The 22,678-nt window shown below is 70.2% G+C and carries 26 protein-coding genes; 3 read left to right on the plus strand and 23 right to left on the minus strand.

Annotated elements, in window-relative coordinates:
- Positions 1-133: 133 nt before the first annotated feature.
- From ACQPXG_RS01710 to ACQPXG_RS01765, 12 genes are all read right to left on the minus strand, one after another.
- A complete protein-coding gene (locus ACQPXG_RS01710) occupies positions 134-2,107 on the minus strand; it encodes a hypothetical protein (RefSeq protein WP_433465811.1) in 1,974 nt (657 codons plus the stop codon).
- Between the two features lie 3 nt (positions 2,108-2,110).
- Positions 2,111-2,473 carry a hypothetical protein gene (locus ACQPXG_RS01715; protein WP_433465812.1) on the minus strand — a complete coding sequence of 121 codons (363 nt, stop codon included), beginning with the start codon at positions 2,471-2,473 and terminating at the stop codon, positions 2,111-2,113.
- Entirely contained in the window at positions 2,470-2,748 is a 279-nt protein-coding gene (locus ACQPXG_RS01720; RefSeq protein WP_433465813.1) for a hypothetical protein, read from the minus strand. Before ACQPXG_RS01720 ends, ACQPXG_RS01715 begins: the two co-directional genes overlap by 4 nt.
- A complete protein-coding gene (locus ACQPXG_RS01725) occupies positions 2,745-2,990 on the minus strand; it encodes a hypothetical protein (protein ID WP_433465814.1) in 246 nt (81 codons plus the stop codon). Before ACQPXG_RS01725 ends, ACQPXG_RS01720 begins: the two co-directional genes overlap by 4 nt.
- 79 nt (positions 2,991-3,069) lie before the next feature.
- Positions 3,070-3,291 carry a hypothetical protein gene (locus ACQPXG_RS01730; protein WP_433465815.1) on the minus strand — a complete coding sequence of 74 codons (222 nt, stop codon included), beginning with the start codon at positions 3,289-3,291 and terminating at the stop codon, positions 3,070-3,072.
- 17 nt (positions 3,292-3,308) lie between these two features.
- Positions 3,309-4,136 carry a DUF2637 domain-containing protein gene (locus ACQPXG_RS01735; RefSeq protein ID WP_433465816.1) on the minus strand — a complete coding sequence of 276 codons (828 nt, stop codon included), beginning with the start codon at positions 4,134-4,136 and terminating at the stop codon, positions 3,309-3,311.
- Positions 4,133-4,468, minus strand: coding sequence for a hypothetical protein (locus ACQPXG_RS01740; RefSeq protein WP_433465817.1), 336 nt, complete (start codon positions 4,466-4,468; stop codon positions 4,133-4,135). Before ACQPXG_RS01740 ends, ACQPXG_RS01735 begins: the two co-directional genes overlap by 4 nt.
- Entirely contained in the window at positions 4,465-4,722 is a 258-nt protein-coding gene (locus tag ACQPXG_RS01745) for a hypothetical protein (RefSeq protein ID WP_433465818.1), read from the minus strand. Before ACQPXG_RS01745 ends, ACQPXG_RS01740 begins: the two co-directional genes overlap by 4 nt.
- A complete protein-coding gene (locus tag ACQPXG_RS01750) occupies positions 4,719-5,006 on the minus strand; it encodes a hypothetical protein (RefSeq protein ID WP_433465819.1) in 288 nt (95 codons plus the stop codon). Before ACQPXG_RS01750 ends, ACQPXG_RS01745 begins: the two co-directional genes overlap by 4 nt.
- Positions 5,006-5,374 (minus strand): hypothetical protein, encoded by a 369-nt coding sequence (locus ACQPXG_RS01755; RefSeq protein ID WP_433465820.1) that lies wholly within the window; start codon positions 5,372-5,374, stop codon positions 5,006-5,008. Before ACQPXG_RS01755 ends, ACQPXG_RS01750 begins: the two co-directional genes overlap by 1 nt.
- A 363-nt stretch (positions 5,375-5,737) precedes the next feature.
- Complete coding sequence (locus tag ACQPXG_RS01760) at positions 5,738-6,487, minus strand: site-specific integrase (RefSeq protein WP_433465821.1); 750 nt, start codon at positions 6,485-6,487, stop codon at positions 5,738-5,740.
- Positions 6,488-7,177: 690 nt separating this feature from the next.
- Positions 7,178-7,594, minus strand: a complete 417-nt coding sequence (locus ACQPXG_RS01765) for a hypothetical protein (RefSeq protein ID WP_433465822.1) — start codon at positions 7,592-7,594, stop codon at positions 7,178-7,180.
- Positions 7,595-8,355: 761 nt separating this feature from the next.
- Here ACQPXG_RS01765 and ACQPXG_RS01770 point away from each other — a divergent pair.
- A complete protein-coding gene (locus ACQPXG_RS01770; RefSeq protein ID WP_433465823.1) occupies positions 8,356-8,586 on the plus strand; it encodes a hypothetical protein in 231 nt (76 codons plus the stop codon).
- 321 nt (positions 8,587-8,907) lie between these two features.
- Here the strand turns inward: ACQPXG_RS01770 and ACQPXG_RS01775 are convergent, their stop codons facing one another.
- From ACQPXG_RS01775 to ACQPXG_RS01815, 9 genes are all read right to left on the minus strand, one after another.
- Positions 8,908-9,405 (minus strand): GNAT family N-acetyltransferase, encoded by a 498-nt coding sequence (locus ACQPXG_RS01775; RefSeq protein ID WP_433465824.1) that lies wholly within the window; start codon positions 9,403-9,405, stop codon positions 8,908-8,910.
- Positions 9,406-9,499: 94 nt separating this feature from the next.
- On the minus strand, positions 9,500-10,129 hold the full coding sequence (locus ACQPXG_RS01780) for an acetate uptake transporter (RefSeq protein WP_433465825.1): 630 nt from the start codon (positions 10,127-10,129) through the stop codon (positions 9,500-9,502).
- Between the two features lie 392 nt (positions 10,130-10,521).
- The gene (locus tag ACQPXG_RS01785; RefSeq protein ID WP_433465826.1) at positions 10,522-11,385 is read right to left on the minus strand and encodes an SDR family NAD(P)-dependent oxidoreductase; all 864 of its coding nucleotides are present in this window, start codon (positions 11,383-11,385) and stop codon (positions 10,522-10,524) included.
- Positions 11,386-11,388: 3 nt separating this feature from the next.
- Complete coding sequence (locus ACQPXG_RS01790) at positions 11,389-12,351, minus strand: alpha/beta fold hydrolase (protein ID WP_433465827.1); 963 nt, start codon at positions 12,349-12,351, stop codon at positions 11,389-11,391.
- 79 nt (positions 12,352-12,430) lie between these two features.
- Positions 12,431-13,759 (minus strand): ATP-binding protein, encoded by a 1,329-nt coding sequence (locus tag ACQPXG_RS01795; RefSeq protein WP_433465828.1) that lies wholly within the window; start codon positions 13,757-13,759, stop codon positions 12,431-12,433.
- A complete protein-coding gene (locus ACQPXG_RS01800) occupies positions 13,756-14,439 on the minus strand; it encodes a response regulator transcription factor (protein ID WP_433465829.1) in 684 nt (227 codons plus the stop codon). Before ACQPXG_RS01800 ends, ACQPXG_RS01795 begins: the two co-directional genes overlap by 4 nt.
- 73 nt (positions 14,440-14,512) lie before the next feature.
- The gene (locus ACQPXG_RS01805; RefSeq protein ID WP_433465830.1) at positions 14,513-14,974 is read right to left on the minus strand and encodes a hypothetical protein; all 462 of its coding nucleotides are present in this window, start codon (positions 14,972-14,974) and stop codon (positions 14,513-14,515) included.
- Positions 14,975-15,056: 82 nt separating this feature from the next.
- Entirely contained in the window at positions 15,057-16,877 is a 1,821-nt protein-coding gene (recQ, locus tag ACQPXG_RS01810; RefSeq protein WP_433465831.1) for a DNA helicase RecQ, read from the minus strand.
- Positions 16,878-16,921: 44 nt separating this feature from the next.
- Complete coding sequence (locus ACQPXG_RS01815; protein ID WP_433465832.1) at positions 16,922-17,581, minus strand: HAD family hydrolase; 660 nt, start codon at positions 17,579-17,581, stop codon at positions 16,922-16,924.
- Between the two features lie 182 nt (positions 17,582-17,763).
- On the opposite strand from ACQPXG_RS01815, the gene ACQPXG_RS01820 reads away from it, so the two are divergent.
- Together ACQPXG_RS01820 and ACQPXG_RS01825 are read left to right on the plus strand one after the other, a co-directional pair.
- The gene (locus tag ACQPXG_RS01820; protein WP_433465833.1) at positions 17,764-18,225 is read left to right on the plus strand and encodes a hypothetical protein; all 462 of its coding nucleotides are present in this window, start codon (positions 17,764-17,766) and stop codon (positions 18,223-18,225) included.
- An 81-nt stretch (positions 18,226-18,306) separates the two neighbouring features.
- Complete coding sequence (locus tag ACQPXG_RS01825; protein ID WP_433465834.1) at positions 18,307-18,699, plus strand: phage holin family protein; 393 nt, start codon at positions 18,307-18,309, stop codon at positions 18,697-18,699.
- On the opposite strand, the gene ACQPXG_RS01830 is transcribed toward ACQPXG_RS01825, so the two are convergent.
- Positions 18,696-21,473: a hypothetical protein gene (locus tag ACQPXG_RS01830; protein ID WP_433465835.1), complete on the minus strand. Its 2,778-nt coding sequence runs from the start codon at positions 21,471-21,473 to the stop codon at positions 18,696-18,698. The two genes, ACQPXG_RS01825 and ACQPXG_RS01830, sit on opposite strands and share 4 nt — an antisense overlap.
- 150 nt (positions 21,474-21,623) lie before the next feature.
- A complete protein-coding gene (locus ACQPXG_RS01835) occupies positions 21,624-22,637 on the minus strand; it encodes a cation diffusion facilitator family transporter (protein WP_433465836.1) in 1,014 nt (337 codons plus the stop codon).
- Positions 22,638-22,678: the final 41 nt, after the last annotated feature.

Raw genomic sequence — 22,678 nt, forward strand, 5'->3', positions numbered from 1 at the left:
GATACACAGGTCGGAGGGGTGCAACGCGGGTGTTGCACCCGTCCGTTGCACCCCTCCGTTGCACCTGCGCGTGCACCCCTGTTGCAGCATGATCAACAAGCGTGGGCGCGCATCCCACGCGCAGCCGTGCGCGCTACGCGGGCACCATCTCAGGCCGCCGCAACAACGTGTGTCGCTGCGCCTCGTCGTCGTACCCGATCACGCCGTCCTCGTCGCGGAGCTTCCGCAGGATCCGCTGTACCGACTGCCGCTTGACGCCGGCCGCCGTCCAGATCGGCGCCAGATCCTTGGTAGCGAAGTCCTCCCGGCCCTCGTCGATCCACGTCGCCAACTGGCTCAGGATCGCCGTACGGGTTTCCACGGCCGTGAGGCGCTGCTCGGGCTGGGCGAACTCGAACTCCTCCTCGTCGGGGTCGTCCTCGATCGGGTCGTTGATCCCGGCCTGAATGGTCGGGTCCGGGTCCTCGGTCGGGACGGTCGGCTTCCAGTCGTCGTTCTCGATGTCGTCGGGGTCGGTGCCCTCGTCGATGTCCACACCGGTAGGTGTTCCCGCCGGCGCCGCCTGACCGACCCGGCCACGCGTGACCGCTTCGGTGAACTCGTCCAGCGTCTTGCCCGCGGCGGGGAACTGGTCGCAGTGCTGCCGCATCTGCTCACCGGACTTGTCCCACAGGAACGTGCGGAGCGGCATCGCGAGGTGCGCCTCGTCGACGCCGGGCGCGTCGAGGTAGGCCATGCCGGGGTACCGCTTGCCCCAGAGTTCGGGACGGCATCCGGCGTCGCCCTGAGCTTCGGACAGCCCGAAACTGGCATCTGCGCTGTTCTCAACCCCGAAAATCATCTTCGACAACTGGCCGCGGACCAGCGTCGGCAGCTGCGTCCAGTCGGCGCGCTGCAGCGAAATGACCACGGTCCCGCCCGCCGACCGGATCTCCTTGACGATCTCCATGAACGACTCTTCGTCCTTGTCGCTGACCTGGGCGAAGATCTTCGCGGCCTCCTCGAACCACACCACCCAGTACGTCAGCCCGCAGCCGGGCTGCCATTCGGTGAAGCCATGCGCCGCCAACCAGTCGGTGCGCGGCTTGATCTTGCCGTACACGTCCCGGATCAGGGACGACACACCCGCCTTGTCGGTCTCGAACCGGTGCAGGCTCTTGCGGCACGGCCCAAGGGTCTGCTCCCCCTTGGACAGGTCAGCGGCCAGCACGGCGACGTCCGGGCGGGTGAACAGCTCAGACAGCAGGTTCCAGCCAGCGCCGAGCGACTTCGCCGACCCGGTCCGGCCCATGATCTGCAGATGGTTCCCGACGATGAACAGTTCGGCGTCGTCGCCGTCCTGGAACACCCCGGTACGCACCAGCTCGGCAACCGAGGTGCCCGGCCGGGACGGTCCCGGCCACGGCAGCGGCGTCCGCAGGATCCGCGGGTCCGAGAAGGTGACGTGCGCCAGGTCGGCGCGGTCCATGTTCGCCGACACGGTCATCGTGCCGGGCGGCAGGCCCATGGCGCCCTCGATGTGCTCGGTCTTCTTCTGGATGTCGGCGACGACCTTCTCACCGGCGGGGAGCGCCATCACGCCCTCGATCTTGCGTTCACCTGCGTTGACGGTCGCCATGCGGGCCCCGCCGAGGTTGGCCTTGTCCTTGTGGGCGTCGAACAGGGCCGCCAACGTGTCGTTGACGCCGTGTGCGCCCTGCCGGGACCGGATCACGGTGCGGATGTTCCAGCCCGCGCAGGCGACCAGGCCGCCGGCCACCCAGAACCACAGGATGACGGGCTGGGTGAACCCGGCGACCGAGCAGGCCGTGACCCACATCGACACGGTGCTCGTGGTGACGGCCGCCGAGCCGCGGCCGAGGATGCCGCGTTCGTGGGTGACCAGCCACGTGACGCCGGTCAGGACGACGGCGCCCAGGGTCAGTCCGATCGCCGACCAGGGCGCGCCCGGCCCGGTCCCGAACAGGGCGTGCAGCGCGGTGCCGATGCCGGCGACGATCGGCCACAGCAGCCACGGCGGAGCGATCGTCATGAGCTTGGACGCCTGCGCGGCCTTGACCCGCTCCCAGGACGAATCCGAGGAGACGGTGAGCTGCTTGTCTGCCATGGGTCACTCGTCCTTGAAGTTGAAGGTCTGCTTGGGGGGCTTAGGCGGGTTGAGGACGTCGGCGAACTCCTTGCGGAACGAGGCATGGAACGCCACCAGCTCGGCGCCGGCCGCCGCTTCGTGCTCGCTGGCGCGCTTGAGCCGCTTGGACACCCGCCGCGCACGCATCCGCACATCGACGCCGAACAGCAGCGGGTTGCCCTTCGCCGTCGCCACGAGCGCCTTGTAGACCTCCTCGGCGGACAGGTCGAACTCGATCGCCAGGTCACGGCAGATCCGCCGCCCGGCCTGCGAGTACTCGGTGATGGACTTGGAGCCCGTGAACGGGATCTCAGCGAGTTCGGGGATCCTGCTCTTGCCGCTCACCGGCGCTCCTCCTCGTGGTCGTCCTGGTCGTCGATGACTTCGCCCTCACAGGCGTTGTGGTAGCCGAGCCTGTAGCGGCCGGCGATGCGGCGGCCGGTCCTGCGCAGCCACCCGGGCGGGGTGCCGAGCCGGGCCGACAGCAGCGCCGCCGGCGCGGTCACGGCAATGCGGGTGAACGCGACCAGGACGGCCCGCAGGCCGCGCAGGACGGCGACCAGGCGGACCCACACACGGGGGTCAGGGTCGACCGGGCGGGGAGTCGTCGCGAGCGTCACCGGCCCCGCCTCCACACGATCGGCGACCGGAACCGCGGGACCCGAACCGCCGCGCCGAGGTAGAACCCGGCCGCGAGCACCGCAGCAAGTACGGCGACGGGTACGGGCATGACCAACAGGTGCAGGATCACGTACACGCCACCGCCGGAGATCCCGGCAAGCATCAGGTGATCGAGCAGCGTGTACCGGCGCCGCCGGGTACGCGTACGCGTACCTCGCCGTGTGCGCCTGGTCTGGGACATGATGAGAGTTCCTCTCTAGAGGGCCCGGTCCCGGGTGCGTGCCGTTGGAAGCTGAACCCGGGACCGGGTACGGGGGTATCTAGTCGGTGGTCTTGGGGATCGAGCGGCACCCGGCCGCGTGCCGGTTGGCCTCCTGCCGCGCGTGGGTCCGCGGCTGGGCGTAGTCGTTGCCCTGGTCGCAGCCCAGGCACTGCCAGGTGTGCGTCGCCGTCGATGTCGCGCCGGGGGCGTTCATGACGGCGACGTGCGCGCCGCCGAGCGTCAGGAACCGCATCACCGGCGTGTTCTTCGTGGTGTCCATGTCCGGGGGTCTCCCTGCTACTGGTTGGCGAGTACGGCCAGGTACGCCCGTATCTCCTGGGCGCGCGGCTGACCGCAGTTGAGGGCCTTGCGGATGGGGCGAACGCCGGGTACGCGGCCCTCGTCGAGGTCGCCGGCGAACGTCTCACGGGCCCGCGCGAGTACCTCGGCGGGTACGTCGGGTACGGCGTACTCTCCGGCCGTCTCCGTCTCGGGATCGAGCTCCGGCGACTTTGCGGGATCCCGCAAAGTCGTGTCCGTTTCGTCCGGCTGCGGGCCGTCGATCGCGGGGAGCGGCCACCATGAGAGCGTCTGCGGGTCGGGCTCGACGTCGTCCCAGTGCTCCATGCCGACCGGCCGGTCATCCGCCCACGGCTCGGACTGTGGCAGATCTGCCACAGTCGCACTGCTCTCCGTGACGGTCTCGCGGCCGAGCGCCAGCAGCGCGAACGACGCCACGACCATGAGCCCGTCAACCGCGAGCGGCCCGATCATCGCCGTGAGGTCGTCCTCGCCGTACGCGTCCAGCAGCGCCGACATGTGCCGGTACGACACCACAGCGGCGACGCCGGCGACGAGCGCGGTACCGCCGTACCGGGACGCCTGCCACCCCCACGTGGCCGGCCACTCGACGCGGCTGAGCAGCTCCACCACAAGCAGCAGCGCCAGCGGGTAGAACGCCGCCGCAAGCTGCGCCCCGACCGGCGGAGACCACTCCTCCGCGGTCTTGTGCGCGCCCCTGAGGACCTCAGCGGCCGGGTAGTAGGTGTGGGCGACGTTCGCCGAGATCGACACGCCTACGCCGAGCAGGAACGCGCCGGTCGCCCAGATCTTCGCGGTGTTCACGCGGCACCTCCGATGGTGTCGAGCGGGCAGTCGACCAGCACCCGGCCGCCCGCGATGTGGATGTGGGACCCGGCCGGCGGACGCGCCGCGAGCGTGGCCCGCCACGTGTCCAGCGCCTCCAGGCGGGTCATGGCTTCAGGGCCGGTCGACAGCGTCACCGGCAGCCCGTTGACGGTGATCTCGACCGTGCTCGCGTCCGGGGACCGCAGCGCGTTCTGCACGCGCGTCGGGGTGCTCGTCTCGTAGGCGTCCCGCTCGAACAGGGCGAGCGCCTCGTGCACGTCGGCCATCGGGTCCGGCTCGGCCGGGAACGCAATGATCCGCGCGGTCACTGCCCCTCACCCGCCTTCGTGGCGTAGGTGACGGGGTTCTTGTCGAGCATCTCGCGCAGCACAGTCGCTGCCGACGCGATGTCAGGGTGGCTCGCGTCGAGCAGGTAGGACACGGTGCTCATGACGCGGATCGCGTTGTCGTTGCGGAGCTCCTGCCGCTCGCGGCTGCCGTCGGGGGTTGCCGCGTACGGCAGGTCGAGCGCGTCACGAATCACCGTGAGCAACTCGCGGACCTCGGGGCTGAAGGCGGTCACTGGGCACCTCCCCGTGCGAGCGCGTCAGCCTGCCGGACCAGCCCGGCCAGCGCGTGCTGACCGGCGAGGCCCAGCAACTCCGCCATGTCGTCGCGGTCGTCGGCGTGGATCTCGACGTACACCGGCCCGGAGATCGCGACGTCCGCCGGACCCCCGGGAACCTGAAGGATGACCACCGGGATGCGGAGCCCGGACACGGTCGTCTCGCCGACCTCGCCGCGGTGCACGGCGCCGTCCGGGTGACGCTGGTCGCACCAGACCGGGCACTTGTTGGAGGCGGCCATCAGTCGACCTCCCGCTTTTCGGCGACGAGGAGCGCCCGCTCCAACGTCTCGGCGCCACGCCGGAACGCCGACGCGAACTGCAGCACCTCGGAGGCGTCCAGGAGACCGAACAGCTCAGCGAAGAGCCTCGCCTCGCCGGGGACCAGGTCGACGGAGTCGTCGAGGGTGGAGGCGTCCGCGCGGGACAGTCGCAGCGCGGGCCCCATGGTGGGGCGGCCGTCGACGAACTCGGCCCACGTGAGGACGATGTGGACGGCGCCGCCGGCGAACGCGCCGAACAGGGCGCGGTGCACGAGGCGATCCCGGTTGGGGTGGGAGTCGGACGCGCACCAGTCGACGGTGCACGGGATCGTGACAGGATTGGCCACGGGTCTGGTTCCTTTCTGAGGAAGGTTCCGGATCAAGGGCTCGCTCCGGTGCGTAGGACCACCGGGCGGGCCCGCTGCATTTTCAGCAAATGAGGGTTGGCCACACCCCCCGGACGCGTGCAGATGTAGCAACGCGTGTAGCAGCAGACGAAGAGATCTCGATAGCTCTGGGTGGCTCTGGACGCTGGTAGTCGGCGCTTCGGTGCGCCGAGATCTCTCCAGATCCCTCCTGCCTGAGACTACGGATCAGAAGGTTAGGGGTTCGAATCCCTTCGGGTGCGCCCAGCTCAAAGCCCCCTCGCGATCACGCAAGGGGGCTTTTGCGTGCGCCATGGGAGCCACGTTGGGAGCCACGAGCTCAGGTCAGGCCCCGAAGAGGGCACCGCTCATGGCCTCAGCCGCCGCCCGCTTGTCGTCGACGAGCAGATGACCGTAGACGTCCTTCGTGATGGAGATGCTCGTGTGCCCGAGGATCTCGGACACGACGTGCAACGGCGTCCCTTGCGCCAGCATCAGCGAAGCGCCCGAGTGCCGCAGCTCGTGCGGATGCCAGTGACCCAGGCCCGCGCGCTTGGCCAGTTTGGAGAAGGTGTGCGAGAAGTTGTCGGGATCCATGGGAGTACCGACCTCGCTCGCGAAGATCAGCCCGTGGTCCGTCCACAGCTCACCGGCCGCGATCTTGGCCTCAGACTGCCGAGCACGGAGCGTCCGGAGCTTGGCCACGATCTGCGGTGTGAGAACCAACGTCCGGCGTGACTTGGGCGTCTTGAGTTCGCTGATCACCAGGCACGTCTTGCGCTTCCTCGCCTTGTCGCGGTTCTTGATTCGCTTCACGGCGTGCGTGAGCCGGACCGTGCCTGCGTCCCAATCGAGCCCCGACCAGTGGAGACCGAGAACCTCGCCGCGTCGAAGTCCGTAGGCCAAGGCGATCATGATCGCTATCTCGAAGCGGTGACCGGTCACCGTGTCGAGCAGCACTTTCGCCTGGTCAATCGTGAGTGTTCGCCCCTCCTTGGCCACTACGTGAGGTGCTGCCGAAAGAGCGCCGACGTTGCGAGCGATGATGCCTTCACGCTCAGCCTGACCGAGCGCTTTGCGGAGGACCGTGCGCATGATCCTGATGCTGTTGGCGCTGTAGCCCGCTTCCCGCTTGGCCTGCCACAGCTTGTCGACATCAAGGGGCGGCGGCGCTCAGGCCGCTGCGCGGCCCCGCGCCAGGCCGCCCGGAGCGTGCGGCGTGGGCGCCGGTCACCGGACGGCCGCGCCGGACCGCGCATCGTGCCACGCCCCGCTGGCCCGCCCCGACCGCTCACCGCAGGGGCGCCGCCGCCCTGACGATTCGACGCCGGAGCCTCTGAGCCCGTTCGGCGATGAGCACCAGGGCGTGAATCTGGTCGGCCCCTTCGGCGACGAGGGCCAGGGCGTGACTGTGGTTGAGCGCTGTTGGAGTCCTCAGGGATTACTGGAAGATCGGTTGAGCGTGCGCTACTGGGGAACCCCGTGGTTCCCCAGACCCCTCCTGGAACCGGGGCACTCATTCGCGCGAAACGGACTGTCACGGGGTTCCTCGCCGTTCGCGCGAACGAGCACCCCGGAGCGCGGCGTGTCGTGCGGAGGGCGACGGCCGGGAACCAACCACGGCCATACGATGAGGGCGAAAGGTACTTCCGAGCCGAGGCCATGTACTCGGGTTGCCGAAACTGTGCCGTTGCTCTTTAAGTAAGGAGCCGGTCGCCTAAGGCTCTACCAGCGCGAACGCCCCCACCAGATCACAGATGGGGGCGTTCATCGGGATTGAAGAGCTCAGTGGTCGTTGACGAAGGACTTGTTCGGGTATTGAGGCTTGACCCCATCGCCCCAGATGGTGAGGCGTACAGAAACGTTCTCTGGCAGGTCGTACTTTTCGCCATAGGAGGCCCTGACGAAAGCGATATCCCCATTCTTAGCGGCGCGAAGGGTGTAACCCTTGCTGCCTGCCTGAACGATGACGTATGCCGCGTGCCCGTTCGCCTTGGTGTCCTTCAGCCTGACGACGTCACCGTGCTCCAAGACGGAGACCACTACGCCATTCCTCTCCCACACGTGGTCGTACGGCACCGAGCCCTTTGCGGACCACTCCTGTTCCACGGGGGCAGCGGAGGCGTTGGCGGCGGTCGTCATGACAGCCGCTGAAGCAAGAGCCACTGCTCCCGCGACGACGCGACCGATGTGAATCCGCAAAGTTGTTTCCCTTCGGTGAAGAACTCGCAGCAGTTCGCCTCAGTGAGGACCGGCCCTGGCCCTCAGCCTGCGCCTTCGTCCGTGGAACCGTCCGTACGAGCGGCCCACACCCAGGCTGTTGATCACTACTGTCCGGCCAGGGGTATAGGCAGCAACCGATCAGGTAGAGATTCGGTCCGATCACCAACAGACCGACCAGGACGTCGAAGCAGATCCAAGGGCTCCTACGGGAGCCACGCTGGGAGCCACACGAGCGGACGGTCTTGGAATGCGGCGAACGGATCCGGACAGCCAACAGGTCATCGGACCAGCGTGCGGACTGATTCGGACGGGTCCGGTGATCGTTTGGGAATCTACGGATCAGAAGGTTAGGGGTTCGAATCCCTTCGGGTGCGCCCAGCTCAAAGCCCTCTTCCGATCGGTGGAAGAGGGCTTTTGCGTGCGTCGGGGGAGCCACGAGCTCGGATCAGGCCCGAGGGGGGCGCCGCTCCGCAGCTCGTGCGGATGCCAGTGATCGAGACCCGCCCGCTTGGCCTCAGCGAGTCGGGCCCGGAGCGTCCTGGCTCGGCGCGATTCGCGGTGAGGAGGGCCGGCGTCGGCAGGAGCAGAGCCCACGACACGGCGGTCGGTGAGTGGTTCGAGCTATCGGCAGGGTGTTGCCGTAGAAGATTTCATTCGGACGGTCCAGCTCAAGAACATACAAACCGAGTGGATGGTGCTGCCCAGTTGCTGCGCCGTCCCGTCTAGTCAGTGGAGTTCTGATGAAGAATCTGAACGATCTGATCACGTGGCTGCTCAAGAACGGTAGTGCGCTTTCTCTCGCCATCCCTACCTGCGGGAGCGAGTGCGCCAAGGAAGCCGCTCTCAAGGCGGTTCGGAGCTGGGACTACGACTACCCCGTCGTCCGCCGCGGGGACGACGGCGGCTGGGACTACATCTGGGAGTTCGGCCCGAACTACGGTCGGAACTACTTGGTGTACGACCCCTGCTAGGTTGACGGATCCTGTGGTGCCGTTCGACGGCCAGCCGACCGGCGACTGCAATGCCAAGCCGGCCATCACGGAAGTGGGCTGGCTCCATACCTCAGGCCTGTCACCTAACGGTGGAGGCCTTCTGCAACAGCGGTCCTTTCGACACGGAAGGGCCGCACTTTATTTCTACGGCTTTGTAATGCTGGAGAGCCAAGAGGTACACGCGCCGCCGGTGTTGCTGGCCCGCCGCCGGATGTGCGTCCTGCGAGCGCCCGACCCGTGGGCCCTCGCGCTCGGGCCGTCCGGAGCGTACGGCCTGAGCGAGGGCGTCGGCCGTCGTGGTCAGGCAAGGTGCTTGGCGAAGACTATGGCCTGGCGGTGGTAGCCCATTCGGCGCTCGTAGAACGGGACCGACACGGGGCTGGCGGCGTAGGTGTCGAGCATGACCATGCGGGCGCCGCGTTCATTGGCCCACTGCTCCACTGAGGTCATCAGTGCCGCTCCCGCTCCAGCGCGCCAGTGATCCCGCTGGACGGCGAGCGCATTGACGAAGACCCGAGGAATCGCGACCTCCCGGACCAACTGGCGATCGGCGTCCGCGTGCGGTGGCAGGAAGGCCGCATCGACGAACCCGATCGCCTCTCCACCGTGATCCGCCACCCGGACGAAGCCGTCCTCTCCTCTGGTCAGCAACTTGTCCTCAAGCCAGACGTCGAGGCCGTCGCGGCGGGGGGACTGGAACGACTCCGGGGCGATCTCTCGGTAGAACTCGGCGAAGTCGCACCACGCCACTGCTATGCCGGTGCCGTCGCCAGGTCTCGGAGAGCGGATCTCGATCATGACCCCAGTCTCCGTCAGGGCCGAGGGGCTGACGTCGCGCGGTCAGATGAAGGCGCCCCCGCCAGGTGGAGTGGCGGGGGCGCGGTGGGTCGGGTCAGTGGGGCTCGGGGCCGGGGGCGAGCGGCCTGAAGAGGGGCTTGCCGACGGCGAGGAACGGGCGGCTCATCATGCCGTTGATGACGCCGGCGGCGGACGCGTACCACGCGCAGATGGCGGTCAGGACCCCGATGTAGCCGCCGATCTTGATGGTGTTCTCGCTGGTGGAGAAGTTCCCGATGAACAGGATGATCTCCGTTGCCTCCAGGGTCACGAACACCGCGAGGATGGCCTGGTTGACCTGGGTCGCCCAGAACATCATGTAGGTGTTGAAGATCGCGAAGGCGAGCAGGATCCAGCCCAGGTCGTTGGCCTCCTGCACGGGGGTGGTCTTCCCGGCGACCAGCACGACGTACAGGCCGAGGCCGATCCAGAAGCCGCCGTAGGACGAGAAGGCCGTCGCCCCGAACACGTTCCGGTTCCGGAACTCCCACATGCCGGCCAGCACCTGGACGACGCCGCCGTAGGCGAGGGCGTAGCCCAGCCAGGCGTCGGTGCCGTCGGTCCAGGCGGCGTTCTTGGCGGAGAGGAGGAACGTGGTCAGGGCGAAGGCCGCCAGCCCCAGGGGGGCCGGGTCGGCTACCGCGGGCGGGGTCTGCGGAGTGGACGCTTGCTCGACGTGGGTCATGGTGCCTCCTCGTTGGAGTCCCATCGCCGTGTCTCGCTCGGTCTCGCGCGGGCCAGGCGGGGATGGACGAAGGAATGCGGACAGCGGACGCCCGGGCGTCCCCTGCACTGTGGGGACCGTCCCCGTTTCGGATCATAACTCCGCTTGCGCGTCAGGTCAGTGCCTTGTTCATGGGATATTTCCGGCGTATAACTGCTAATCGGAACCGTCAAGATCGAAGTGTCCGGTAGGGGACGGCCGCGGCGGTGTCCGGGCACCTCGATATGCCGTGTGCTTTGCATCGCATGTACTGCGCCTTTGAGAATGCGCGCCCGCATTTAATTCGCGGGTGATAATCGCCGACAAGCCTTGGTAAAGGTGTTGCCCATTTGTGGGGCGACCGGCGCCGCCGGCTACTTCACCACGGCGGTGCCGAACGTCGGCGGATCCCCGAGCCGGGCGCGGTGGGAGACAGGGGCGTTCCCGTCGATGTCGACGACCCCGAGACGTTCACCCAGTTCAGCCCCGATATGGACCTGCCCTGTCCACCTCATCGGCTCCGGGTCCCGGGCGAGTGCGTCGATGACCCGGCCGCTGAACTCGGCGGACTCCGCGCCCGCGGCGAACGCCTTGTACCGGCCGGGGGCGCCTTCGAAGAGCGCCTTGTTCCGCTCGGTCTTCAGCAGGCCCATCCAGAGCGAGATGACGGCCACGTTGTACGGCTGGAAGTCCACCGCCATGTCGTGTGCCATCTTGTCGACGGCGGCCTTTCCCGCGCCGTACGCCGGGCCGTGCATGTAACAGCGTCCACCGAAGGACGACGTGTTGACGATGAGCCCCGCGTTGTTCCTGATAAGGAGGGGGGCGGCGTAGTAACACGCCACGTAGGCCGAACGCATTCCCACGTCGAACATGCTCTGCAGCGCCAGCGGCTTCTCCCAGAAAGGCCCTTTCCCAGTGAGGCCGTCCGGGATCGTGAACGCGTTGTTGACGAGAATGTCCAGCGCGCCGTGTTCCCGCTCCACACGTTCGAACAGGGCTTCCACCTGCGCATCGTCGGAATGGTCGCAGATCACCGGGACGCCGGTGCCGCCGCGGGCGTCGATCTCCGCGGCGGTGGCGAACACCGTCCCCGGAAGATCCGCGTCGCCCTCCGAACGGGTGCGCCCGGTCACGTACACCGTCGCGCCGGTGCCGCCGAGCGCCAGCGCGATCCCCTTTCCGGCGCCGCGGCTGGCGCCGGTGACCACCACGACCCGGTCGTCGGTAAGGCTCACCTGTCACTCCCCGGAAAGAAATTCGAGCATCGCCGCCGTGGTCTCGCCGGGCTTCTCCATCTGCATCATGTGGCCGGCCTTCTCGATCATCCGGACGCCGCGTACGTCAGCGTGGTGTTCCGCCAGCCTGTTCAGCGGGTCGGGGCCGTGCCAGCCCTCAAGGTCGGTGTCCTGTTCGCTTCCGATGAAGTAGAACGGGACGGGATTCTTTCCGCCGCCGTACGACTTGCGGTACGCCCAGGAGAGGTCCATGGCGCGATACCAGTTCAGCCCGCCGGTGAAGCCGCTGCGGCTGTAGGCGTCGACGTAGAACTCCAGTTCCGGCTCGGTCAGCCATGCCCACGGCAGCGGCGGCGTCTCCGGAAGGGCGTCGACATAGGGCGTCCCCGGCGGCCGCCGCCAGACATCGAGGTAGTGGTAGTCGCTGGAGAGCGCGTAGAACAGCTTGCGGAGGAACTCGCGGGGCGCCGCGGCGAGATCGCGGTCGGCGACACCGGGAGCGGTGAAGTAGTGGATGTGGTTGAAATGCCGCTCGGCCTGCCGGGCGGCGAGCGTCAGGGGTGACTCCTCGCTCGGGGTGAAGAAGGGATTCTCCAGCCCGATGATCGCGGCGACGCGGTCCGGATGGTGATGGGCGAGATCGTAGGCGGCGAACAGCCCGAAATCGAGGCCGCTGAAGACGGCCTTCTCCGCTCCGAGGTGGTCGAGGAGGCCGGCGACGTCGCCCACGATCCGGTCGACGTCGTACTCGCGGGGGTCCTCGGGGCCGCTGGTCTGCCCCATGCCGCGCATGTCGGGCGCCACGACCCGGAACCCGGCGTCGGCGATCGGCCCGATCTGGTGACGCCAGCTGAACCAGAGGTGCGGGAAACCGTGGAGGAGGACGACGAGCGGCCCGTTCCCCTGCTCCACGTAGTGGACGTCCAGGCCGTTGATGCGCGCGTACCGATGAGTCCAGCCGGCCATGCTGCGGATCCTCCGGGTCGGGAAACCGACCCATCGGACTGTGCAGGACATCGTCCGCGCCGACACCGAGGTGTCCCGCTCAGTGGGAACCCAAGGTGATGCGGACGATCGTCCCCTTGGCGGGTTCGGAGAGCAGTTCGGCACGTCCGCCATGGGCGGCCGCTATGGCGGCGACGATCGGGAGGCCGAGACCGGTGCCGCCTTGGTCGCCCCTGTGGAAACGCTCGAAGGCACGGGCCGCGTCCTCCGGGGACATGCCCGGCCCCTCGTCCTCGACCTCGATCAGACCGGGGGCAAGACGGATGGTCGTGGGCGTTCCGGGGGGTGTGTGGGCACGCACATTGGCCAGCAGGTTCGCGAAGACCTGGCGGATGCGGGCCTCGTCGACGGTCGAGACCAGAGTGTCGGGGGCGTCCAGCACGATGGGACGGTCGGGCGCTGCGGCTGTCGCGTCGGCGATGGCGTCCCGGGCGAGGGCGACCAGGTCGGCGGTGGCCGGGTGCAGGGACGCCTCACGGTCGAGGCGGGCGAGTTCGAGGAGGTCGGTGACCAGGCTGTTCATCCGGCGCGCCTCGTCCTCGATGCGGCGCATCGCGTCGGGCAGTTCGTCGGGCCCGAGCGCGCCGTGCCGGTACAGCTCCGCGTAGCCCTGGATGGCCGTCAGCGGCGTGCGCAGCTCGTGCGAGGCGTCCGCGGCGAACTCGCGGACCCGGGCCTCGGAGCGGCTCCGCGCCCAGAACGCCTGCTCGATCCGCTCCAGCATCACGTTGATGGCGGCGGCGAGCCGGGCCGTCTCGGTGCGCTGCCCGGGGCCGGGCATGCGGGCGCGCAGGTCCCCGCCGGCGGTGATCGCGTGCGCGGTGCCGGCCATCCGGCTCAGTGGCAGCAGGCCGCGGCGGATCAGCCACCGCCCGAGCACGATCAGCACGGCGAGCAGGAGCGCGGCCGTGGCGATCTCCGTCAGCACGAGGTTGCGCACTGCGGCATGGATCTCGCTGAGGGGCGACGCCACGACCACGACACCGTTCCGCCAGGGACGCGCCACCGCGCGAAGCCCGGGAAGGGAGAACGGTTCCAGGCTCTGCGCGCGGGCGGCCAGTTCGCCCGGCCCGAGCCGGCGCACCTCGGCGACGGCCTGGCTGGGGGACGGCTGGTCGCCGCTGAGCACCCGGACCCGTCCCGCCGGCCCCACGGCCAGCACCACGAACTGGGCCGGCGCCACTCCCTGCTCTGGCAGGCCGGGTTTCAGCAGCCGCGACACCGCGCGGTCGCGGGTGGCCTGGAGCTGCCCGTCCACCCGGTGCATCAGGTACCCGTTGAGGACGAGCGCGCCGACCAGCCCCATGATCGCCAGTCCGGCGGTGGTGACGGCGAGGAGGCCGGTGAGCAGCCGGGCGTTGAGCGTCATGGCCGCAGCGCGTAACCCACCCCGCGCTGGGTGTGGATGAGCGGGGTGCCGAGCGGGTCCAGCTTGCGGCGCAGGTAACTGATGTAGGTCTCGACGACCTGGGGGTTGCCGTGGTCCCAGCCCCACACGCCGTCGAGGATCTGGGCGCGGGAGAGGACCATGCCCTCGTTCCGCATCAGGTAGGCGAGCAGCCGGAACTCGGTCGGCGACAGGTCGACGCCGACGCCGCCGCGCCGCACCGTCCAGTGCGCCTCGTCCAGTTCGAGATCGGCGACCCGCAGGACGGCGTCCTCGGGGGCCGCCGCCGGGGCCGCCCGGCGCAGGACGGCCCGCACCCTGGCGATCAGCGCCTCGATCGAGAACGGCTTGGTGACGTAGTCGTCCCCGCCGAGCGTGAGCCCCGTGACGGTGTCGGACGGCGTGTCCCGCGCGGTCAGGAAGATCACCGGTACCTGGTCGCCGTCCGCCCGCAGCCGCCGGCACACCTCGAAGCCGTCCACGTCGGGCAGCATGACGTCCAGCAGCACAAGGTCGGGCCGTGCCTCCCGCGCCGCTCGCAACGCGTCCTCGCCGGTGCCCGCGGTGACGGTCACGAAGCCGTGGAACCGCAACGCGACATCGATGAGGTCACGGATGTTGGCCTCGTCGTCCACGACGAGTACCCGCCGGCTCTCACTCATCGGCTCCCGCAGTCCACTCCCTCAAGCCCTCCCGCCGAAGGTACCGCCAAGACGGGCCGGTCCGGGCGGGTGGTCAGCGGGGCTTGGGGACGCGGACCAGGCGGGCGGTCCGGGTGGTTCCGGAGCGTTCGCCCGCGACGAGGACCTGGTCGCCGTTCGCCAGGGCCTTGATGGCGGACTTCTCGCCGTTCTTGCGGACGCGGGTCTTGTCGCCGGCCGTCCACGTCCAGGAGACGCCGTCGTCGCTGCGGACGGTCAGCCCGGTCGACGAGACGGCTGTGATCTTGCCGCGCTGCCAGGTGGCGAGGTGGAAGCCGTCCTTGCGCCTGACGGTGGCCTCGCCGTGGACTCCGCGGAGCGCGCGGGCCCGGCGGAACGGATGCCCCCTGCCCGGATCCCCCTTGCCCGCGTGCGCCGTGCGGGACGGGGACGGCGTGGGATTGGCGGCCGAGGCGGGGACGGCGAGGTAGAGGCCGAGCCCGAGGAGCCCGGCGGCGCCGACACCGGCCGCGATCGTCTTGCGGTTGGTTCGCATGCCGATCAGGTAACCGGTCGCGTCTGGCAGAAGTCCACGCGGAATCCTGGGAGAACCCTGAGAGTTCGCCGAAGGCCGCGGGTCAGGGCTCGGGCGTGAGGGTGTCCAGGACCTGGTCGCCGTACTTGGCGAGCTTGTTCTCGCCCACGCCGTTGACGCGGCCCAGTTCGGCGAGGGTGGTGGGGAGGGCGGTGGCTATCTCGCGGAGGGTCGCGTCGTGGAAGATGACGTAGGCGGGGACGCCCTGCTCCTTGGCGGTCGCGGCGCGCCAGGTGCGCAGGCGCTCGAAGATCGGCATCGCCTCGGCGGGGAGGTCGACCGGGGCTTTGGACGCCTTGGCGGTCTTCGCCGCCTTCGTGGCGGGACGTTCCGGTTCGCGGCGCATCATCACCTTGCGCTCGCCGCGCAGGACATCGCCGCTCGTGTCGGTCTGCAGGAGGGTGCCGTGATTGCTCTCGACGGCGATCAGGCCCTGCGCGAGGAGCTGCCGGACGACGCCGCGCCATTCGGCCTCGCGTAGTTCGGTGCCGACGCCGAAGGACTTCAGTGCGTCGTGGTCGAACTGGATGACCTTGGCGTTCTTCTTGCCGAGCAGGATGTCGATGATGTGGCCGGCGCCGAACTTCTGGCGGCGTTCCCGCTGGAGTCGGACGATCACCGACAGCACCTTCTGCGCGGCAACGGTCGCGTCCCACGTTTCGGGCGGCGTCAGGCACGTGTCGCAGTTGCCGCACGGTTCGCCCGACTGGCCGAAGTAGTTCAGCAGCTGGACGCGGCGGCATTCGACCGTCTCGCAGAGGGCGAGCATGGAGTCGAGGTGCGTGCTCTGGCGGCGCCGGTGGGCGGCGTCGCCCTCGCCGCCGTCGATCATCTTGCGCAGGTTGACGACGTCCTGCAAGCCGTAGGCGAGCCAGGCGGTGGACGGGAGGCCGTCACGTCCGGCGCGTCCCGTCTCCTGGTAGTAGCCCTCGACGGACTTGGGCAGGTCGAGGTGGGCGACGAAGCGGACGTCGGGTTTGTCGATGCCCATGCCGAACGCGATGGTCGCGACGATGACGAGGCCGTCCTCCCGGAGGAAGCGCGCCTGGTTCGCCGCGCGTGTCCCGGCGTCCAGGCCCGCGTGATACGGGAGGGCTTCGATGCCGTTCTCCGTGAGGAACGCGGAGTGCTTCTCCACCGAGTTGCGCGACAGGCAGTACACGATGCCTGCGTCGCCCTTGTGCTCGTCCTGGAGCAGGCGCAGCAGCTGGCGTTTGGCGTCGGTCTTCGGCTCGATCCGGTACTGGATGTTGGGACGGTCGAAGCTCGCGACGAAGTGCCTGGCGTCCTCCAGGCGGAGCCGGGAGGCGATCTCCGCGCGGGTCGCCTCGGTGGCGGTCGCGGTGAGGGCGATGCGCGGGACGTCCGGCCAGCGTTCGTGCAGCCCGGACAGCATCAGGTAGTCGGGGCGGAAGTCGTGCCCCCACTGCGACACGCAGTGCGCCTCGTCGATCGCGAAGAGGGAGACGTTCCCGCGGTCGAGCAGCTCGACCGTCGTGCCGAGCCGCAGGCGCTCCGGCGCCAGGTACAGCAGGTCGAGCTCGCCCGCGACGAACTGCGCCTCCACGACCCGCCGCTCGTCGATGTCCTGCGTGGAGTTGAGGAAGCCGGCCTGGACGCCGAGGGCGCGCAGCGCGTCCACCTGGTCTTGCATGAGGGCGATGAGCGGGGAGATGACGATGCCGGTGCCCTTCCGGACCAGCGCCGGGATCTGGTAGCACAGCGACTTCCCGCCGCCGGTCGGCATCAGGACGAGGGCGTCCCCGCCGCCGGCGACATGCTCGATGATCTCCCGCTGGCCGTCCCGGAAGGTGTCGTAGCCGAACACGCGCCGCAGGGTGTCGAGCGCCTCGGTGGAAGTCATCGGCTCATACTATGAACCGCCGCGGACACCCGTCCCGCGAACGTTCACCTGTGGACAACCTCCACCAGTTCGGGCGTCAGCTCGTCCAGGCCGTGCGCGACGTGCGCGGCCAGCGCCAGCGCGTCGGACGCCGGCGGGTGCGCCGGGCGGGGGATCGCGACCACCGTCATCTCCGCCGCGTGAGCGGACCGCAGCCCGTTGCTGGAGTCCTCGACCGCCACGCAGTCACGGCCCGCGACCTCCAGCCGGGCGGCGACGGCGAGATACCCGTCCGGCGCCGGCTTGCCCCTGTCGACCTCTTCGGTCGACACGGTCGCGTGGAACAGGCCCTCCACCCCGAGCTGGCCGAGCACCAGGTCGATCAGCGCCCGCGGGGACGAGCTGGCAAGGCCCAGCGGGCGGTACCCGGCCATCCGGCGGACGGCGTCCTCGGCCCCCGGCAGCAGCGGCAACCCGTCCATGTAGCGCTGCGACATCTGGTCGACCACCTCGTAGGCGACCTCCTCCGCCGTGACGCCCTCGACGAGATCGGTGGCGATGTAGCTCGCCCACTCCTCGGTGCTCATCCCCATGAGCCGGTCCTGGGTGTCGGGGAGCCAGCGTCCGCCGCGGTCCGCGACGTAGCCGCGCCGCACCGCCTCCCACACCGGCTCGGAGTCGATCAGGACGCCGTCCAGGTCGAAAACGACAGCCTGCACGGACATGAGGCCCTCCATGATTCTCTGCGCGACGTCGCGTCACTACCCGGTGCGGTCGGACCGGAACCTTGCGCAGCCAGTTCGGACGAACCGTATTTATCCGGCGAATTGGACATGATCCGGTTCGAGTCTGGCATGGTGGAGAGCCTCCGAACCCCCTCCGGAGTCACTGCAGAGGAGATCTGCCCATGGTGTTCCTCGGTTTTCTCCTGGTCGCCGCCGCCCTCGCGGTCGGAGCCGGCGTCGTCCTGGACAACACCGACCCGGCGAACCTCGTCGTTTTCGGCCAAGCCGTTCCAGTACTGGAGAACGAATGGCAGGTGTTCCTCGCCGGGGCGGGCGTGGCCATCGTCCTCGTGAGCGGCATGATGCTCATCTACTCGGGCGCCGCCCGCCGCATCCGTACACGCCGTGACCTGCGCGACCTCCGCGAGGAGCGCGAGGAGTCGCTGACCACGCTGGAGATGGAGAAGCGGCGCCTGCAGCGTGAGCTCGCCCACGCCCGGCAGAGCTCCCGGCGGCAGGGCGGCCGGCCGCAGGCCGCGCCGCGCGAGCCCGCCGCGCAGGGCGTCCCCGCGGCCGGCCCGGCACCGGCCGGGAACCGTTCGCAGGTCGCGGCCACCTCGCCGTTCTTCGACCGCGCGGAGTAGTACGCGGTGCTGACGGGACCGTCCGCCCAATCGCCGCGCAGGGGGATGACGCGGACGGTCCCGGACCAGCATGATCGTGCCGTGCGAATACTTATCAAGGTCGGCATCACCGCGGTGGCCCTGTGGGTCGCCACGGTGGTGATCGACGGCATCGCGCTCGGCGACCAGACGACCGGCCGGCGGGTCCTCACCCTGGTCGCCGTCGCGGTCATCTTCGGCCTGGTCAACGCCGTCATCAAGCCGATCATCAAGACCCTCGGCTGCGCCTTCTACGTCGTCACGCTCGGGCTGATCGGGCTCGTGGTGAACGCGCTGCTGCTCTGGCTGACGAGCGAGCTGGCGCAGCGGCTGGACCTGCCGTTCCACGTGTCCGGTTTCTGGCCGGCCTTCTGGGGCGCGATCGTGGTCGGCGTCGTCGGCTGGCTGCTCCACCTCTTCATCCCCGAGGACGACAAGGACAAGGACCGGGACTAGCCGCCCTGGGTGGCGGTCAGCGCGCGTTCGAACGGGCTCTCCTCCAGGCGGCCGGACGGTTCGCCGGCGTACTCCCGGTAGCCCGGCGGACGCGCGCCGGCCGTCCCCACGAGGATCCAGCGGCGCGCCCGGACGGCCCCGATGAGGAACTCGCCGTCCGTCACCGCCCCGGCATCCGCGACGATCAACGCGTCGAACTCCTCGTCGCCCACGGTCAGGCCGGCGCCCGCCGGGGTCCCGACGACCAGGTCGGCGGTGCGCAGCAGGACCTCGCTGCCCACGGCCCGCCCGCCCTCCATGTAACCGGTGAGCTCCTCGATCCGGGCTATCGCCCGCCGCTGATGCGTGGGGACGGCCTCCGCGTCGTCTGCGGGATCCGCCCCGCAGATCTCCCGGACGTTCTCCCGCGTACGGGCCTCGGTCTGCGCGATCGTCTCCAGCTCGGCCTCCCGGGAGGTCATCTCCTGCGCGCCCTCCTCGGTGAGACGCTCCAGCGCGGCCGCGGACTCGGCCGCGTTCGCCGCGGCGGTCTCCGCGTCCGCCCGGGCCCGCGCCGCCGCCGCGAGCGCCTCCTCACGGGACGTCCGCGCGGTGTTCACCCGCTCCTCGATCGCCTGCGCGGCCTGGTGCGCCGCCCGCGCCCGCAGGCCCGCCTCGGTGGCCCGCTCCACCGACTCCGACGCCAGCCGCGCCTGCTCCCGGTGCTCGGCGCCCGCCTTCTCCCGCTCCGCCGCCAGCCAGGCCAGCTCCGTGCCGAGGCGCTCCTGCGCCTCCTGTGCCGCCTTCAGCCGCGCCCCGCCCTCGGACACGAACGACGCCAGCCCGCGCCGCAGCCGCTCCGCCTGCTCCGCCGCCTCCTTGGCCTCCCGCGCCCGCGACGCCGCCTCGTCCGCCTCCCGCGTCCGGGCCTTGACCTCCGCGCGCAGGCTGCGCAGCTCGGACGGCGGCGACGCCACGTGCAGCCGCTGCCCGAGCGACATCTTCCGGCGCAGCGCCGCCAGCGCGGACTCCGCCGAGACCAGCCGGTAGTAGGCGGCATGCCCCTCCGCGGCGGCGTCGGCGTCCGCCGCGGTCAGCCGGTGCGCCTCCTCCGCCGCGCCGGGCAGCGCCTCCCGCGCCCGCGTCAGCTCGTCGGTGAGGGACGCCTCCGCCTGCCGCGCGCCCTGCAACTCCGCCTGCGCCGTCTTGGCCCGCTCGTCCATCTGGACGCACCGCGCATAGGCGGCGTCGGCGGTCCGCGTCAGCGTGTTCGCCTCGGCGCCCGCCTCGTCCGCCGCCTGTTTCAGCCGCTGGGCCTCCGCCCGCGGCTCCACCAGCTCCGCCTCGGCCTCCTCCTGGACGCCGGTGAGCCGCTCCGCCTCGGCCTCGGCGGCGGCCGCCGCCTCCTCCGCGGCGCCCGCCGCGTCCCGCGCCTCCCCGATCGCGGCGGACAGGCCGGCCTTCTCGACCTCCAGCCGCTCGCCCCGCCGCAGGTTCTCCGACTGGACGGCCTGGAGCGCCGCCGCGTCCCGGGGCCACTGCTCCAGCCACATCAGCCCGCGCCGCAGCAGCCGCACCTCCGTCTGCCACGACAGCCGCCACGCCTCCCCGACCGGCCGGAGCGCCGCCGACCGCACCCGCGTCTCCGGCGCCGACGGTCCCTCCTCCGGAGCCGCCGGCTCCATCGCGGGCGGCGTGGGCAGCGGCTCGGCCCTCGTCGCCCCGGACGGGCTCGCGTCCGCCGCGGGGACGTCGGCCACGGGCTTGAACTCGATCGTCCCGTTCGACCCCGGCTCCCGCGCCGGCGGCGCCGGCTCCTCCTCGACGGGCGGCATCGCCCGCGTCGCCACCGACCCCGACTCCGCCGTCTCCGGGAGCGTCTCGATCAGCAGGGAGAAGATCTCGGGATCGCCCTCCATGGTCCGCAGCAGTTCGGCGGCCTTCTCCCGGGTGGGCGCGACCAGCAGGGCCCGGCCGTCCGCCGCCGTCAGCTCCCTGACCGCCTCCCGGACGACATCGGCCTCGTCCCCCTCCGGCACCTCGACCAGCCGCAGCGGGTCGGTGCCTTTCAGCGCCCCGGGCGCGACCAGGAACCGGGCCAGCACGTCCCGGTCCCCGACGACCCGGCCGTCCCGCAGCGCCCGCAGGGCCGCGATGTGCGGCGCCCACCCGACCGGCGGGACGTCCTCGGGCACCTCCCGAAGCCGCGCGTCGATCCGCTCGTAGAACTCGCTCAGCGGCCCGTAAACGCTTTCGACCAGCTCACGCCGGCCTTCTTCGCCCGAGTCCGTCCCCAACGGCGGCGTGGGGTCGCTCGCCTCGATCGGCACGGTCTCCAGCCCGGCCCGGGCATCGATCTCCTCGCCCGCAGGCTCTTCGTCCTCCTCACCACCGGTGACCGCACGGCTCGCACCGGCGTCGCCCAGCGCGGGCACGCCCTCCCCAGAGACCGCCGACTCGCCCTCCGCAGTCCCGCTGGCCGCCATCTCGCCGGTCGACACGGTGTCGCTGGTCGCGGCGTCGTCGGCCGGTGGCTCGTCAGCGGGCGTTTCGAGGTCGGCCGCAGGTACCTCGCTGCTTGTCGTCTCTTGTGGCGAAATGTGCTCTGGGGCGTCGGGCGATGGTTCGACGGCTGGCGTGACGAGGGCGGCTGTGGGTGCTTCGCCACTCGTCTCTTCCGGTGACGTGTCCTCCGGGTCGTCGTCGGCCGGTGGATCGTCGGTGAGGTCCGCGTCGGTGGACGGGACGGGCGTCTCGCCTGTGTCCGGGCCGGTGTCGGGGAGGGGGACGGCCATCGTCGGGAGTTCGGAGTCAGGGACGTAGTGAGGCCTGGCGTCGTCTTCGTCAGGACCGTTGGTTTCCGGAGGCTGCTTCACCGTTTTGTCCCGTCCCAGAGGCATATATGTTCCCCTTGTGCCCGGGACTAACGTCTCATACGCGGCGGGTCAGCGGTGCCCGGCGAGGGCCGCGTGATGATCTTCACCGTGGCGGGGCTCCGGGTCGGGGTGGACGAGGGCGCCGGAGAGGCGGGGCAGCGCGTGCAGCAGGCTGTGCTCGGCGTCCACGGCGATCTCGTGGGCTCGGACGACGGTCGAGGCCGGATCGACGACCACGTCGCATTCGGCGCGCAGGTTGTGCCCGATCCAGCGGAGGCGGACGTCGCCCACGGCCAGGACGCCGGGAGTCGATGACAGGGCGGCTTCGGCGCGGTCGACCAAGGCGGGGTCCACGGCGTCCATGAGGCGGCGCCAGACCTCGCGGGCCGTCTGCCAAAGGACGACCAGGATCGCCAAAGTGATGAGCAGGCCGACGACCGGGTCGGCCCAGGGAGCGCCCAGGGCGATGCCCGCGGCGCCAAAGAGGACGGCCAGGGATGCGAAACCGTCCGTGCGGGCGTGGAGGCCGTCGGCGACCAGGGCTGCGGAGCCGATGCGGCGGCCCACGCGGATACGGTAGCGGGCCACCAGTTCGTTGCCGAGGAAACCGGCCAGGGCGGCGCCCGCCACGGCGGCCACGTGGTCCACAGGCTGTGGATGGGCCAGGCGCTGGACGGCGGCGTACCCGGCGGCGACGCACGACGCCGCGATGGCCAGCACGATGAAGACGCCGGCGAGGTCTTCGGCGCGGCCGTACCCGTAGGTGTAGCGGCGGGAAGGCGGGCGCCGCCCGAGGACGAACGCGATGCCCAGCGGAACGGCCGTCAGGGCGTCGGCGGCGTTGTGGAGCGTGTCGCCCAGCAGGGCCACCGAGCCGGTGAACGAGACCACGACGGCCTGCGCCAGCGTCGTCGCGCCGAGCCCCGCCAAGGAGATCCACAGGGCGCGCATGCCCTGGGCGCTCGCCTCCATCGCCGAGTCCACCTTGTCGGCCGTCTCGTGCGAGTGCGGCCGCACGGCGTGGACGGCCCGGGTGAGCCGTCCACGCCGGTGTCCGTGTCCATGCCCGTGCCCGTGTCCCATCCCCTAACGATGGACCAGAAAGCCCGTTGCAGCACCTCGAC

The organism is Spirillospora sp. CA-128828, from assembly GCF_050945415.1.
GTDB lineage: Bacteria > Actinomycetota > Actinomycetes > Streptosporangiales > Streptosporangiaceae > Spirillospora.

What these genes read in the sequence shown, in the direction of transcription:
- ACQPXG_RS01710 (WP_433465811.1), bottom strand. Translation starts at nt 2,107, where the DNA reads ATGGCAGACAAGCAGCTCACCGTCTCCTCGGATTCGTCCTGGGAGCGG.
- ACQPXG_RS01725 (WP_433465814.1), bottom strand. Translation starts at nt 2,990, where the DNA reads ATGTCCCAGACCAGGCGCACACGGCGAGGTACGCGTACGCGTACCCGG.
- ACQPXG_RS01730 (WP_433465815.1), bottom strand. Translation starts at nt 3,291, where the DNA reads ATGGACACCACGAAGAACACGCCGGTGATGCGGTTCCTGACGCTCGGC.
- ACQPXG_RS01750 (WP_433465819.1), bottom strand. Translation starts at nt 5,006, where the DNA reads ATGGCCGCCTCCAACAAGTGCCCGGTCTGGTGCGACCAGCGTCACCCG.
- ACQPXG_RS01760 (WP_433465821.1), bottom strand. Translation starts at nt 6,487, where the DNA reads ATGCGCACGGTCCTCCGCAAAGCGCTCGGTCAGGCTGAGCGTGAAGGC.
- ACQPXG_RS01770 (WP_433465823.1), top strand. Translation starts at nt 8,356, where the DNA reads ATGAAGAATCTGAACGATCTGATCACGTGGCTGCTCAAGAACGGTAGT.
- ACQPXG_RS01775 (WP_433465824.1), bottom strand. Translation starts at nt 9,405, where the DNA reads ATGATCGAGATCCGCTCTCCGAGACCTGGCGACGGCACCGGCATAGCA.
- ACQPXG_RS01780 (WP_433465825.1), bottom strand. Translation starts at nt 10,129, where the DNA reads ATGACCCACGTCGAGCAAGCGTCCACTCCGCAGACCCCGCCCGCGGTA.
- ACQPXG_RS01790 (WP_433465827.1), bottom strand. Translation starts at nt 12,351, where the DNA reads ATGGCCGGCTGGACTCATCGGTACGCGCGCATCAACGGCCTGGACGTC.
- ACQPXG_RS01795 (WP_433465828.1), bottom strand. Translation starts at nt 13,759, where the DNA reads ATGACGCTCAACGCCCGGCTGCTCACCGGCCTCCTCGCCGTCACCACC.
- ACQPXG_RS01800 (WP_433465829.1), bottom strand. Translation starts at nt 14,439, where the DNA reads ATGAGTGAGAGCCGGCGGGTACTCGTCGTGGACGACGAGGCCAACATC.
- ACQPXG_RS01805 (WP_433465830.1), bottom strand. Translation starts at nt 14,974, where the DNA reads ATGCGAACCAACCGCAAGACGATCGCGGCCGGTGTCGGCGCCGCCGGG.
- recQ (WP_433465831.1), bottom strand. Translation starts at nt 16,877, where the DNA reads ATGACTTCCACCGAGGCGCTCGACACCCTGCGGCGCGTGTTCGGCTAC.
- ACQPXG_RS01815 (WP_433465832.1), bottom strand. Translation starts at nt 17,581, where the DNA reads ATGTCCGTGCAGGCTGTCGTTTTCGACCTGGACGGCGTCCTGATCGAC.
- ACQPXG_RS01820 (WP_433465833.1), top strand. Translation starts at nt 17,764, where the DNA reads ATGGTGTTCCTCGGTTTTCTCCTGGTCGCCGCCGCCCTCGCGGTCGGA.
- ACQPXG_RS01830 (WP_433465835.1), bottom strand. Translation starts at nt 21,473, where the DNA reads ATGGCCGTCCCCCTCCCCGACACCGGCCCGGACACAGGCGAGACGCCC.
- ACQPXG_RS01835 (WP_433465836.1), bottom strand. Translation starts at nt 22,637, where the DNA reads ATGGGACACGGGCACGGGCATGGACACGGACACCGGCGTGGACGGCTC.